This window comes from Nonomuraea sp. NPDC049129 (assembly GCF_040648495.1).
GTDB lineage: Bacteria > Actinomycetota > Actinomycetes > Streptosporangiales > Streptosporangiaceae > Nonomuraea.
In genome coordinates this window covers 551,517-565,176 of the sequence record NZ_JBEZDU010000003.1, presented here as the reverse complement: position 1 = coordinate 565,176, position 13,660 = coordinate 551,517, and the positions used below count along the sequence as shown (strand labels likewise).

Below are 13,660 nucleotides of genomic sequence, written 5' to 3'. Positions count from 1 at the left end.
AGGCGACAGGCAAGAGCAGACTAGGAAGGCGTGAGAGCGTTGAGCGACGTGCGTAACGTGATCATCATTGGATCCGGCCCCGCTGGATACACGGCGGCCGTCTACTCCGCGCGCGCCGAGCTCAAGCCGCTGGTCTTCGAGGGCTCGGTGACGGCGGGCGGCGCGTTGATGAACACCACCGATGTCGAGAACTTCCCCGGTTTCCCCGACGGCATCATGGGCCCCGATCTGATGGACAACCTGCGTAAGCAGGCCGAGCGGTTCGGCGCCGAGCTGGTCGCGGACGACGTACTCGAAGTGGACCTTGAGGCCAATCCCAAGGTGATCAAGACCCACAGCGAGACCTACTACGCCAAGTCGGTCATCCTGGCGATGGGCTCCGGCTACCGCGAGCTGGGCCTGCCCAACGAGAAGCGCCTGTCCGGGCGGGGCGTCTCCTGGTGTGCCACCTGTGACGGCTTCTTCTTCCGCAACAAGGACATCGTGGTCGTCGGCGGTGGTGACACCGCGATGGAGGAGGCCACGTTCCTGACCCGCTTCGGCCGCATGGTCACTGTCGTGCACCGCCGTGACGAACTGCGCGCCAGCAAGATCATGCAGGAGCGGGCGTTCGCGAACGACAAGATCCGCTTCATCTGGGACAGCGAGGTCGTCGACGTCCTCGGCGCCGACAAGGTCGAGGCCGTCAAGCTGCGCAACCTCAAGACCGGCGAGGAATGCGAGCTGGCCACCGACGCGCTGTTCCTGGCGATCGGCCACGACCCGCGCAGCGAGCTGGTCAAGGGCCAGATCGACCTCGACGACGACGGCTACGTCAAGGTCGACGCGCCCAGCACGGCGACCAACATCGACGGCGTCTTCGCCGCGGGCGACGTCGTCGACCACATCTACCGGCAGGCCATCACCGCGGCCGGCACCGGCTGCTCGGCGTCACTCGACTCCGAGCGCTGGCTGGCCTCGAACGAAAACTAAGGAGCGCACCGTGAAGGCAGTAACCGACGCCACCTTCGAGGCCGAGGTCCTCAAGAGCGACAAGCCCGTGCTCGTTGACTTCTGGGCCGAGTGGTGCGGCCCATGCCGTCAGGTATCGCCCATCCTCGAGGAGATCGCCAAGGAGCACGGCGACAAGCTGGAGATCGTCAAGCTCAACATCGACGAGAACCCGGATGTCCCGCGCGACTACGGTGTGCTCCAGATCCCCACCCTGAACGTCTACAAGGGTGGAGAGGTCGTGAAGCAGATCATCGGCGCCAAGCCGAAGGCCATGCTGCTGCGCGAGCTCGAGGGCATCATCTGACGACGCCCGCAGCGTTTCAGTGAGAAGCCCCCTGGCGATGGTTCGCTCAGGGGGCTTCTGCCTGTTCGCCTTTGGCGTCCTTGAGATGGCGTCAGACGGGGCGAAGGGCGCGTTCCGGGCTCATGGAGCCGAGTAGGCGCTCCAGGGCCACCTCGACGTCCTCGCGCCACGAGACGGCCGTCTTCAGCTCCAGCCGGAGCCGGGGGAAGCGCAGATGCGGGCGTACCGTCTTGAAGCCCACGGACAGCAGGTATTCGGCCGGGACCACGCAGCTCGGCTCCTCCCACTTGAGGTCGCCGAACGCCTCGATGGCCTTCACGCCACGTCGCGTCAGGTCCTTGGCCACGCCCTGGATCAGCATCCGGCCCAGACCGCCGCCCGAGAACTCCGGAATGATGTGCGCGGTCATGAGCAGCACCGCGTCTGCGCTGACCGGCGAGGTGGGAAAGGCCACCGAGCGGGGGCTGTAGAGCGGCGGGCTGTAAATGACGAAGCCGGCGGGCACCCCGTCGACGTACACGATCTTGCCGCAGCTGCCCCATTCGAGCAGCGTGCCGGAGATCCATGCCTCTTTCTCCAGCTCTGGACCACCGGAGTCGATCGCGCGCTCCCCGCTGACGGGGTCGAGCTCCCAAAAGACGCACCGCCGGCAGCGGCGCGGCAGATCGTCCAGATTGTCCAGGGTTATGTTGACCAGCCGACGCGACAACTACGGCCCCAATCGTTGACCCGGAAAAGCGCGCGAAAAACGCGTCCCCAGCTGGCATCGTAGCCCAGTGACGTCCCGCCATCGGGTACCACGACGGTCGAGCCCGGTCACAGCCGACATGTCCGACTGCCGTAATCTGGTAGTTCAGCGACAAATGACACCAAGGAGGTGGACCGTGACAGGAGAGCTGGATCACGGTCAGACGCCCGCGACCCAAGGGTCGCGCATCGATGCCTACGTCGATCGGTACGCCGCACGAGCTACCGGGATGGTCGCCTCCGAGATCCGAGCTCTTTTCGCCGTCGCGTCGAGGCCCGAGGTGGTCTCGCTCGCCGGCGGCATGCCGTACGTCACGGCCCTCCCCCTCGACATGGTCGGCGAGCTGGTGTCCGATCTGGTCACCAGGCGCGGTCCCGTCGCGCTGCAGTACGGCTCCGGCCAGGGCGATCCGCACCTGCGCGAGCAGATCTGCGACGTGATGCGGCTGGAGGGGATCCAGGCCGGGGCGAACGACGTGGTCGTCACCGTAGGTTCGCAGCAAGCGCTTGATTTGGTCACCCGGATCTTCATCGACCCGGGTGACGTGGTGCTGGCCGAAGGCCCGTCGTACGTAGGCGCCCTCGGCACATTCGCCGCTTATCAGGCCAAAGTGGTGCATATCGCCATGGACGATCAGGGCATCATTCCCGAGTCTCTCGCGCAGACCATCTACGCGCTGGAGACCGCGGGCGCCCCGATCAAGTTCCTCTACACGATCCCGACCTTCCACAACCCCGCCGGTGTCACCCTGAACCTGGCGCGGCGGCAGCAGGTGCTCGACATCTGCCAGCGGGCCGGTGTCCTGATCATCGAGGACAACCCGTACGGGCTGCTCGGCTTCGACGGCGAGCCCATGCGCGCGCTGCGGGCTGACAATCCCGACGGCGTGGTCTATCTCGGGTCGTTCTCCAAGACGCTCGCCCCTGGGTTCCGGGTCGGCTGGGCGCTGGCGCCGCACGCCGTCCGCGACAAGCTCGTGCTGGCCATGGAGTCGGCCGTACTGTCGCACTCGTCCTTCACCCAGCTGGCCGTGGGCCAGTACCTCGCCACGCAGCCGTGGCAGGAGCAGATCAAAACGTTCAGGGAGCTCTATCGCGAGCGACGTGACACGCTGCTCGACGCGCTCTCGGCGCTCATGCCCCCCGAGGTCACCTGGACACGACCGGCCGGGGGGTTCTTCGTGTGGGCGACGCTGCCGGAGGGCCTGGACTCGAAGGCCATCCTGCCGCGGGCGGTGGCGGAACGGGTGGCGTTCGTGCCGGGGACCGGGTTCTTCTCCGATGGGAGCGGGGCCCGGCAGATGCGGCTGTCCTACTGCTTCCCTGAGCCGGACCGGATTCGGGAAGGGGTCCGGCGGTTGGCTGGGGTGATCGAGCAGGAGATCCAGCTGCGGGACACGTTCGGGACGGGGTCGGCCCGGGGGCATGCGGGCGTGGACACGCCCGGGCCTGACCTGGCCTGATCCTCTCTTGCCTGCCGGCGTCTCGGTTGGGACGCCGGCTCTTCCCCTCGCAGTGCATATCTATGCATTCCGTTGGTCATAGCCCGCACGGTAGAAAGCGCCTGCCGTACACCATTCCACCCCAGCCCCGGTACGGTTGGACAGCGTGCGATCAGCGGAGGAGAACAAATGAGCGATCTGGGCCACGTGCTCGTGCTGGCCGGGGGCCTCTCATACGAACGGGAGGTGTCCCTGCGCTCCGGTCGCCGGGTGAGTGAGGTGCTGCGGGCGGCCGGCATCGACGTGGAGGCCCGCGACACCGACGCGTCCCTCGTGCCGTCCATCCTGGCCGACCCACCGGACGCGGTCTTCGTCACGCTGCACGGCGGCGCGGGTGAGGACGGCGCCATCCGTTCCATCCTCGAACTGCTGAACGTCCCCTATGTCGGCGCCGACCCCGACGCCTGCCGCGTCGCCTTCGACAAGCCGACCGCCAAGGGCGTCGTACGCTCGGTCGGCCTGCGCACCCCCGAGTCGGTCACCCTGCCCAAGGAGACCTTCCACGACCTCGGCGCCACGGTCGTCCTGGGCCGCATCGTGGCGCATCTCGGCCTCCCCCTGTTCGTCAAGCCCGCCCGTGGCGGCTCCGCCCTGGGCGCCTCGATCGTCCGCACCGCCGAAGAGCTCCCGGCCGCGATGGTCGGCTGTTTCGCGTACGGCGACACGGCGCTGATCGAGCGTTACGTGGCGGGCGTCGAAGTAGCGGTCTCGGTCGTCGACCTGGGCAACGGCCCGATCGCCCTGCCCGCCGTCGAGATCGTCCCGGACGAGGGCGTCTACGACTACGCGGCCCGCTACACCGCCGGCCACACCGAGTTCTTCGCGCCGGCCCGCCTCTCCGCCGAGGCGGCCGCGGCCTGCGCCGAAACCGCCGTGACGGCCCACACCGCCCTGGGCCTCCGGGACATCTCCCGCACCGACCTCATCGTCGACGCCTCAGACAAGCCCCACTTCCTGGAGGTCAACGTGGCCCCCGGGATGACGGAGACGTCGCTGCTGCCGATGGCGGCGGAGGCCGCGGGCCAAGACCTGGGCGACCTCTGCCGCATCCTCCTCCAGAACGCCGCCTCCCGCGTACACGCTTGACGTCTACGCCTCCCCCGCTGTCCCCTGGCACTGACCTCACGCCATCTTCAACCCTGGGGTACGACCCCTACCTCCGTTTTGCAGGGCTGGCCTCTGCCCCGCTGGTGTTTGCAGGGCTGGCCTTTGCCCTGTGTGGCCTTCCCGCATGCCCCGCGTCGGAGGTACCTCGCCTCCGCACACCCAACACCGAGCGCACCTCGGCTTCGCATGGCCCAAGGCCGCTTCGCCTTCGCGGACCCAATACCGGGCGTAGCTCCACTTCGCACGCCCGGCACCTGGCCCATCTGGCCCTCACTCCAGCACCGACCTCACCTTGCCTCAGCCACCCACCGCCCGGCTCTGGCTCGCTCTCGCTGGCCGCCTTCTTTCCCGCCTCTCACAACCGCTCGCCAAACTGGCCCCAACCCACAACAGGAGGCATCACCGCCAGCATGGGGATCACCGCTAACCAGCAATGCAGCACCCGAGCCAGCGGACACCCCCGGGCCCACCCTCGACGATCGCCTATCGCCTCTCTGAATCTTGTGAGTCGTGAAAGTAGCCTGGGCAGGTGCCGATCGATTCGACCTATCCCAAGAGCTTCGCCAGCGACAATCACGCAGGCGTCCACCCCACCATCCTCGAAGCCGTGGCTGCGGCGAACCACGGGGACGCACCCGCCTACGGGGACGATCGCTGGACATCAACCTTCCAGGACCACATCAGGGACGTCTTCGGCCCAGGGGCGGAAGGCTTCCCCGTCCTGAACGGAGCCGGCGCGAACATGGTCGGCCTCGCCCCCATGCTCGGCCGCTACGACGCCATCATCTGCGCCGACACCGCTCACATCGCCACCCACGAAACCGGCGCGACAGAACGGCTCCTGGGCGCGAAGCTCCTGACGGCCTCCACAGCCGACGGCAAGCTATGCCCCCAGGACATCACCACACGACTCGACACCTTGGGCAGCCACCACAACTCCCAACCCCGCGTGGTCTCCATCTCCCAGGTAACCGAACTCGGCACCTGCTACTCCCCCGAAGAAATCGCCGCCCTCGCTGATACGGCCCACGCCGCCGGCTTGCTGCTCCACATGGACGGCGCCAGACTGGCAAACGCGGCCGCCCACCTGAACACCACCCTCAGCGCCATCACCACGGAAGTCGGCGTAGACATCTTCAGCTTCGGCGGCACCAAGAACGGCGCGCTGGCAGCTGAGGCAGTAATAGTCCTCTCCTCTTCTTCCCTCGCCCACGCCATCCCCTTCCTCCGCCGCCAGTCCCTCCAGTTGGCCTCCAAGATGCGCTTCATCTCAGCCCAACTCTCGGCCCTTCTCACGAACGACCTCTGGCGCCACAACGCAACCCACGCCAACGAAATGGCCACCCGCCTCGCCAACGGCATAGCCGACCTCCCCGGCATCACCCTCGCCTACCCCGTCCAATCGAACGCCGTCTTCGCCACCCTCCCCAAACCAGCCGCGGCCGCCCTCCTCACCCGCTACCTGTTCCACTACTGGGACGAGACCGCCGGAACCGTCCGCTGGATGACCGCCTTCGACACCACCCCGGACCACGTAGACGACTTCCTCGATGACATCCGCAAGTCCCTCGTCCTCCCCTGATCCTCCGGCCCTGACATTCGCGTGAGCTCCCCGCCCACGCACTCCACAAGCCTCCGGCCCACGGTTTCACGTGAAACAACCCTCCCCAGGTCGCCAGTCGGACGCACTGTAAGCGGCTACCAGGGACTCCTGGTAGCCGGACACCACGTGCCAAGCGGATGGCCAGACGTCTGCAGCCAGGTAGGCGACCACGAGAAATCCCGGTGGACGAACCACGGACCCGCTCACCGGGGTCTGCACTGGGCCTCGTTGATGGTGCTTCTGGACCGAGTTCGTCGACGCTGTTCGGGGCTCGGTGAGTCGCAGGGGTACTCCGATGCCGTGGGGCCGACGAAGGCGGTCCCACGGCGCCGATCGCCCCCAGCCGTTGCCCTACACCCGCCATCCCCAGGCGATCGTGAGGCCCCGGCCGCTCCGACTTTGCCACCAGCCCGGCCTCCCCGATGTCCGCAGAACCGAAGACCACATGGCCGCGTGGCTGGAGAGCCGCTGTCTGTGGAACACGATGTCCGTGTCCATCCATCCAGAGTGCCTCGTGTCCGTTCACACGCACCACCGACGCCCCACCCCTCGTTTCACGTGAAACCATCCACCCGCCAGCACCGCGGCGTGGCAACCCATTCACAGCCCCCTCCCCCCGGGTGGGCATCTATGGATGACGTCCCGCAGAGCGGTGTAGTTTCTCCCCCGCTCCCCCTTGCTCTCGCCCACATCGGAAACCCACAACGAGATCGTTGATCCGCCATTTGGGTGGGACCCCACGCAAATGGCGGAGTAGCCCCGAGAGCGAGGGAGGCGGCGGGAGATGGGAAGTGCCCCTTCTGGATGAAGTTGGCGCCGGGACAGGTTATGACCGGCGATACGACACCTTGGCCTGGACGGTTTCCTGCGGGTTGCTGCAGCCCTCCTGTCGGCGAGAGGGACGCGAACGTCCGGGAGTAGATCGCCATGAGCACTGATGAGCTTGGTTGCCCGGGCACTCGGAGATTGCTTGACCCGCGTCGGCCAGAGGTTGATTGGCCCGGGCGCTCGGAGATTGGTTGGCCCGGGCACTCGGAGGATGGGCCGGGCTGGCTTCCCGGGTCGTATGGATCAGCGCGCGTGAAAGCATTCTCACCGTCGCGGCAAGAAATAGGTGTGATCGTGTACCACACGCGTAGCGGGAGAGATCAACCGGCGGTGCCGGCCGATCTCTTCGACCGCTACTTCGCCGAGATCCACCGGTACATCGCCCGTCGCCTGCCCACGGACGACGCTGACGACCTAGCCGCCGAGGTGTTCCTCGCGGCGTTGCGCGGCAGATATGACCCAGCGGTGGGAGAGGTCAGGCCCTGGCTGTACGGCATTGCTACCAACCTGGACTCGCCTACAAGTCGCCTGACAAGGGTGGAGGCGAAAGGCGGGCTGCGGACGACCTGACTGAGTGGCCGAGAAACCACACTGCTCCGCGTGACGTCATCCAATGGATCACCTGACCGAGGTGGAGCCGTCCGCGCAGGCCGGTGGCGCCAGAGCGGATAGATGGTTTCACGTGAAACAGGGGCGTCGGTGGTGCGGCCAGGCAAAGGCGGCGGCGCGCTGCGGAGTGGCTGCCACCACGAGGGGCGGGCGAGCAGCCCGCTCGGCGCGCCCACAGGCGGCACCGGCACGGCGCGGCCGAGCTGCGCCGGCGCAGTGCTTGTGGGATACCCAGAGAAGGGCCTTGTCGTGGCGTGGGCGCCTGCACGCCGCCCTACGGCCCATCCCACGGCTCGGCCGGTCCCACTGGTGGTTGGATCCACAATCTCGCCGTGAGACTTCTACCCGTGACGTGTAGGGCTGACGGACCGAGAAACCACGCCGCCCTGCGTGCCCGTCATCTCCGGCCCGCCCGCGACTCCCTTACAGTCGCCTGCAGATCGTCCACGACCCGCCTTTCACCCCCCACGCTCGGCCTCTACGGCCGTCCCCACAGGCCCCGCTCGGGACCTCCGCTCGGGGCGCCTGTGGGGACGCCCGCCGGAGCGTCCGCTCGGGACCCTCCTGGGGATGCCCGCTCAGGGGGTTCGGCTCGGGCCCCCGCTCGGGATGCCCGCTCGGGATGCCCGCTGGGGGTTCGGCTCGGGGTTCGGCTCGGGACGCCCGCTCGGGGGTTCGACTCGGGACGCCCGTCGAGACCTTCGCTCGAGTGTTCGCTGGGGCGTTCGCTCAGCGCCCGTCGAGGTCGTCTTTCGAGGCTCGGAGGCTCGCCACTACGAGTGGCGGCGGTTGGTGGGGTCGGAGCTGGTGGCGTTTCACGTGAAACACGAGCTACTCCGGCGGCAGCCTCAGATCGGGTTCAGTGGGCCGACTTCCTTCAGGTGTTCGCCGTCGGTCCCCAGGCGACGCGGCGCCTCACCTGGCCATGGTTTCACGTGAAACGGCAAATGGTTTCACGTGAAACATGGGTTAGTCTTCGGCGTTCCTCATTGCGCGGGCGGCCTCGGGAGCCATAGTGCCGATGATGCGCTCAAGGTCATCGATCGTCGCGAACTCCACCACGATGCGCCCCTTACGACGACCGAGGTCGACTTTGACCTTGGTCTCGAAGTGGTCTGAGAGGCGGTCTGCGAGGTGGACGAGGCCGGGTGCGGAGGGCTTGTTGGGCTGGCGGTCGCGGGTGGCCTTGGGGGCCGCCTTGGAGCTGCCGAGGGAGACGATCTCTTCGACGGCCCTGACGGAAAGAAGTTCGGCGACGATCCGCTTGGCGAGTTGGATCTGCTCTTCCGGGCTGTCGAGGCTTAGGAGGGCGCGGGCATGGCCGGCGCTGACGGTGCCGGCGGCGACGCGGAGCTGGACCTCCGGCGGGAGGTTGAGCAAGCGAAGGGTGTTGGTGATGTGAGGACGGGATCGGCCGACCTTCTGGGCGAGCTCTTCATGTGTCGCCCGGAAGTCGTCGAGCAGTTGCTGGTACGCGGCGGCTTCTTCCAAGGCGTTGAGCTGCTCGCGCTGGAGGTTCTCGATCAGCGCGTCTCTGAGGAGCTCGTCATCCTGGGTGTTGCGGACGATCGCGGGGATCGGGTCGAGCTCAGCCAGTTGGCAAGCGCGCCAGCGGCGCTCCCCCATGATCAGCTCGTACTTGCCGCCGCCCACCGAGCGCACGACGATCGGTTGCAGCAGACCGACCTCGCGAATGGACGCGGACAACTCATGAAGGCGCTCGTCGTCGAAGACATCACGGGGCTGGCGCGGGTTGGGGACGATCGCGCTGAGGGCGATCTCCCTGAAGTACGCTCCGGCAATCGGCTTGGGGCCGGCGGTCTCCCCCGTTGCGCCATTCGCGGGGGCTACTGTCCCCGCGCCGTCAACGATGGGACCGGTCGGGATGAGTGCCCCGAGTCCCTTGCCCAATCCCCGCCGATGCTGACTCACTGCTTCTCCTCATCCACCGGGCCGATTCCGGTCACTCCAGGAGAGGTTACCGTCGTCAACGCAACAGGGTGCCCGCTCGCCACACGCGGTTCCTCCGGATTTACACCGCCACAACCTCACGCGTACACATCCGACCAGGCATGCACTCCGCAGGCCCTGTACCCCATGATTTTGGCCGCCAAGACAGACCGTTCAGAAAGATTCCAATCTTGGGGCGGGAGTTTGGGGGTGTGGGTGTGTAAGGAGGTGGGATGTTGGGGGGAGAGATGTGGGCGGTCGCGATGTGGGGGTGGGATGTGGGTGCAGGTGGTGGGGGTGCGGGAGGCGGAGACGGGGTGCTGGCGGCGTGGGTGGAGGTGCAGGAGGCGGAGGCGGGGTGCTGGCGGCGTGGGTGGAGGTGCAGGAGGCGGAGGCGGGGTGCGGGGAGTTTGGCCGAGGTGGTGGGCATCACCGCGTGCCGTGCGTCGCTCGCAGGCCGTCTTCGCCGCGCTACCCTCGCACGTCGTCTTGTCGACGTCCCGCATCACGCATCCCGTGGGAGTGTCCGGACTTGGAGGGCATGGTGAGCGACCCACGGTCCATGAGCTGTGCCGACCGAACCCGCCCCGCCTGCACGGCCTCCACGGGGCCGTCGGGGCGCCGCCAGGTCCTACCCTCTGAACGCCCGGTGTTGTGCCCCGTGTGCCCTGTGTATCGGTGAATATCGCTGTGTGCCGACATGTGCTTCCTGTGATGCCTCTAATGGTTGAGGCCCTAGCGATGCCTGTGGCTGGCCAGAGCCCGCGGTGCAGGGGTGCCTGTGGTGCAGGGGGTGCCTGTGGTGCAGGGGGTGCCTGTGGTGCAGGGGGTGCCTGTGGTGCAGGCGATGTAGGCGCTGCCTGTGGTAGTGCGACCTGCGCCCTGGTGCCTGTGTAGTACGTGGGGCGGGTGTGCTGTGCGTGCGCTTTGATAACGCCTTGCGGACACCGTTGGGCAGCGGCGTGAGCCGCCTGTGGATCCTGTGGATCAACGCGGAAACGAGCATGGGGTCGGGGGACGAACGGGAGCGCTCCCTACGGACGCGGTGAGACGAGCGGAAGCGGTCTCCGTACTGACGCGGGGAGGCGAACGGGAGCGGTCCGCACGGGCAACGGGTGGTGAGGATCGTGCCGCTGCCAGAGACGAGAGGTCACGGCCGTGCTGGTGCGGGAAACGAGCGGTTAGAGATGGTCTGTGTTGATGTGGGAAACGAGCAGCAGAGGATCGTCCCTACGAATACGGAATAGAAGAAACCGGGACCAGCCCACGGGTGAGGGGCCATCGGTGGACAGCCCGTGGAAACCAACCCAGGAATAGGACGGTCGGCAGAGCGGCCGCCGCATTCAGGTCACACGAGACACCAGCGGCCGCACAAAGATCAGCCCTACGACACGGCAACAGGTCAGACGGCGGCGCGGTGGGCGATTTCTCGGGCGGCGTCCATGTAGGCCATGGCGCCACTCGAGCCAGGGTCATACGTCATCACCGACTGCCCATAGCTGGGCGCCTCAGAAAGGCGGACGCTGCGCGGGATGACCGTGCTGAGGACCGTCTCCCCGAAGTGGGCGCGGACCTCGTCGGCGACCTGGGACGCCAGCCGGGTGCGGCCGTCATACATGGTGAGGACGATCGTCGACAGGCTGAGCGTGGGGTTCAGGTGTGCCTTGATGAGGTCGACGTTGCGGAGGAGCTGGCCCAGGCCCTCCAGCGCGTAGTACTCGCACTGGATGGGGATCATGACCTCTTCGGCGGCGACCAGGGCGTTGACGGTCAGGAGGCCGAGCGATGGCGGGCAGTCGATGATGATGTAGTCGAGCTCGATCGCCTCGAACGCCCCCAGCGCGCGCCTGAGGCGGGCTTCCCGGGCGACAAGTGAGACGAGCTCGATCTCGGCGCCGGCGAGGTCGATGGTGGCGGGGGCGCAATAGAGGCCCGGCATGTCCGGCACCTCCTTGACGATGTCGGCCATCGGCAAGTCGTCAACGAGCACTTGATACACATCCGGGACATCGCCCCGGTGCTCGGTGGCCAGGGCCGTGGACGCGTTGCCCTGGGGGTCGAGGTCGACCACGAGTACGCGCTGGCCGTGCATCGAGAGCGCGGCGGCGATGTTGACCGAAGTCGTGGTCTTTCCGACGCCGCCCTTCTGGTTCGCCACCGCGATCACTCGGCATTTGGGCGGCCTGGGCCAGGCGCCGTCGCCTCCCCCGGGCGCTCCGCCCGCCTTGGCGGCAGCTGTTTGGGTGGCAGATGTTTCACGTGAAACCACTGAGCTGAGCGCCTCTCGTACCAACGGCGAATCACCGGGGTTTAGGGGGGTCTGGGTCACGTTGGCCATCCTTTCAACCAGTGGCAGGCCGGTGCCAGGAATTCGCTGTCGCGACACGCCCATTTCGGGCCAGCCAACCCCGCTGGGACTCTCGGACAGAGGGCTGTCCGGCCAGCCAAGACCGCTTGACGCGATTGGCACGACCGTCACCTCCTTCGTCGCCGCCTACCGGGCTCCGGCGCGCGACCTGCTACCACCCGAACCAATGTTGCAGGCGGCTCGACCTTACCGCGCCCGACACTCACAAGCTCGGCTGTCCTCGCCCCGATGGCCCGCAATTGGGGCTCCGCCTCGGCAAGTTCCTCCGCGGCGCGCTCCCCCTTCATGGCGATCAACTCGCCACCTTCGCGAAGAAGTGGCATGGCCCACTTCAGCAGCCGGTCAAGCGGCGCGACCGCGCGGGCGCTGGCGACGTCGAATTCGCGCTTGCCCGCCAGCTCTTCCGCGCGACCGCGCAACACCTCGACGTTGTCCAGTTTGAGCGCTTCGACGCACTCCTCCAGGAATACGGTACGGCGAAGCAGCGGCTCCAACAGGGTCACTGTGATGTCCTGCCGTACGATCGCCAGCACGAGGCCCGGCAACCCGGCGCCCGAGCCGATGTCGACCAGCCGCACCTCCGGCGGCACGGCCTCGGCGACGACGGCGCAGTTGAGCAGATGACGATCCCAGATCCGTGGGACCTCGCGGGGGCCCAGCAGCCCGCGTACCACCCCAGGGCCGGCGAGGAGCTCGGCGAACGCCTGTGCGCGGCCCCAAGCCTCACCGGTGAAGACCTCTCGCGCCACATCAGGCGGAGGCGGCAGCTCACGCGCTTCGTCGGGCGGAGGCGGCAGCTCGTCGGTCACTGGTGGGTGGCCCTTCCTTGGGGGTCATGGGCGATGCTCTGTCTCTACTCAAGGCTAGGTGAGCGATCACTTGGGAAGACTAGCGGGCCGCCCTGAATGAGGGGCGCGCGCCACACTCCCTGCACTCCGCGCCGAGGTGGAGGTCGTGGAAGACCGGACAGTGGCCATAATGCTCCAAATTTCACAAATAATGCCAAAGGGTAAATGAAGCAGCAATGGGCCACGGAGCGGACAAGCTGTACGTACATGAAGAGTGCCCTCACGCGAACCGGCCGCCGTCCCCCGAGTGCGGGACGGCGGCCGGTCGGCGAGCGAGTGTGCGTACGTGCGGTCAGACCGGGAGGACGACTACGTAGCGGTGCGGTTCCTCCCCCTCGGACTCGCTACGGAGCCCGGCGGCCGCCACCGCGTCATGGACGATCTTGCGCTCGAAGGGCGTCATCGCGTGCAGCGCCTTGGGCTCGCCCTTCTCCTTCACCTCGTTGGCGATCTCGGTGCCGAGCTTGGTGAGCTCGGCACGGCGCCGCTCACGGTAGCCGGCGACGTCGAGCATCAGCCGGGACCGCTCCCCCGTCTGCCGGTGCACGGCCAGGCGGGTCAGCTCCTGGAGCGCCTCCAGGACCTCCCCCTCGGGCCCGACAAGGCCGGTGCCCTTGAGGCCCACGACCGAGACCAGCGCGCGGTCACCTTCGACGTCCATGTCGATGTCGCCGTCGATGTCGGCGATATCCAGGAGACCCTCGACGTAGTCTGCCGCGATCTCGCCTTCCTGCTCGAGCGCGTTGAGATCAGGAGTCTTCTCCTGCTCGGCCTCGGTCATGGCCGGCCTCTCCTTCGTGT

At 67.3% G+C, this 13,660-nt stretch carries 11 protein-coding genes; 6 read left to right on the top strand and 5 right to left on the bottom strand.

Annotated features, from left to right (window positions below):
* Positions 1-39: 39 nt before the first annotated feature.
* Together trxB and trxA are read left to right on the top strand one after the other, a co-directional pair.
* Positions 40-972, top strand: coding sequence for a thioredoxin-disulfide reductase (gene trxB / locus AB0B64_RS12105; protein WP_357939722.1), 933 nt, complete (start codon positions 40-42; stop codon positions 970-972).
* 10 nt (positions 973-982) lie between these two features.
* The gene (gene trxA / locus AB0B64_RS12100; protein WP_225300927.1) at positions 983-1,297 is read left to right on the top strand and encodes a thioredoxin; all 315 of its coding nucleotides are present in this window, start codon (positions 983-985) and stop codon (positions 1,295-1,297) included.
* A 91-nt stretch (positions 1,298-1,388) separates the two neighbouring features.
* Here the strand turns inward: trxA and AB0B64_RS12095 are convergent, their stop codons facing one another.
* A complete protein-coding gene (locus AB0B64_RS12095) occupies positions 1,389-2,006 on the bottom strand; it encodes a GNAT family N-acetyltransferase (protein WP_357938148.1) in 618 nt (205 codons plus the stop codon).
* A gap of 268 nt (positions 2,007-2,274) precedes the next feature.
* Here AB0B64_RS12095 and AB0B64_RS12090 point away from each other — a divergent pair, with 268 nt between their 5' ends.
* The 4 genes from AB0B64_RS12090 (at position 2,275) to AB0B64_RS12075 (ending at position 7,654) form a co-directional block, all read left to right on the top strand.
* Positions 2,275-3,507, top strand: coding sequence for a PLP-dependent aminotransferase family protein (locus AB0B64_RS12090; RefSeq protein ID WP_357939724.1), 1,233 nt, complete (start codon positions 2,275-2,277; stop codon positions 3,505-3,507).
* A gap of 168 nt (positions 3,508-3,675) precedes the next feature.
* Positions 3,676-4,632, top strand: a complete 957-nt coding sequence (locus AB0B64_RS12085) for a D-alanine--D-alanine ligase (RefSeq protein WP_357938150.1) — start codon at positions 3,676-3,678, stop codon at positions 4,630-4,632.
* Between the two features lie 550 nt (positions 4,633-5,182).
* Positions 5,183-6,235 carry an aminotransferase class V-fold PLP-dependent enzyme gene (locus AB0B64_RS12080; protein ID WP_358176748.1) on the top strand — a complete coding sequence of 351 codons (1,053 nt, stop codon included), beginning with the start codon at positions 5,183-5,185 and terminating at the stop codon, positions 6,233-6,235.
* A gap of 1,143 nt (positions 6,236-7,378) precedes the next feature.
* The gene (locus AB0B64_RS12075) at positions 7,379-7,654 is read left to right on the top strand and encodes a sigma factor (RefSeq protein ID WP_358176745.1); all 276 of its coding nucleotides are present in this window, start codon (positions 7,379-7,381) and stop codon (positions 7,652-7,654) included.
* A 1,008-nt stretch (positions 7,655-8,662) separates the two neighbouring features.
* On the opposite strand, the gene AB0B64_RS12070 is transcribed toward AB0B64_RS12075, so the two are convergent.
* From AB0B64_RS12070 to AB0B64_RS12055, 4 genes are all read right to left on the bottom strand, one after another.
* A complete protein-coding gene (locus tag AB0B64_RS12070) occupies positions 8,663-9,625 on the bottom strand; it encodes a ParB/RepB/Spo0J family partition protein (RefSeq protein ID WP_357938160.1) in 963 nt (320 codons plus the stop codon).
* Between the two features lie 1,420 nt (positions 9,626-11,045).
* On the bottom strand, positions 11,046-11,981 hold the full coding sequence (locus tag AB0B64_RS12065) for a ParA family protein (protein ID WP_358176742.1): 936 nt from the start codon (positions 11,979-11,981) through the stop codon (positions 11,046-11,048).
* Between the two features lie 137 nt (positions 11,982-12,118).
* Entirely contained in the window at positions 12,119-12,778 is a 660-nt protein-coding gene (gene rsmG, locus AB0B64_RS12060; RefSeq protein ID WP_357939726.1) for a 16S rRNA (guanine(527)-N(7))-methyltransferase RsmG, read from the bottom strand.
* A 373-nt stretch (positions 12,779-13,151) separates the two neighbouring features.
* Positions 13,152-13,640, bottom strand: coding sequence for a R3H domain-containing nucleic acid-binding protein (locus tag AB0B64_RS12055; RefSeq protein ID WP_357939728.1), 489 nt, complete (start codon positions 13,638-13,640; stop codon positions 13,152-13,154).
* Positions 13,641-13,660 lie beyond the last annotated feature (20 nt).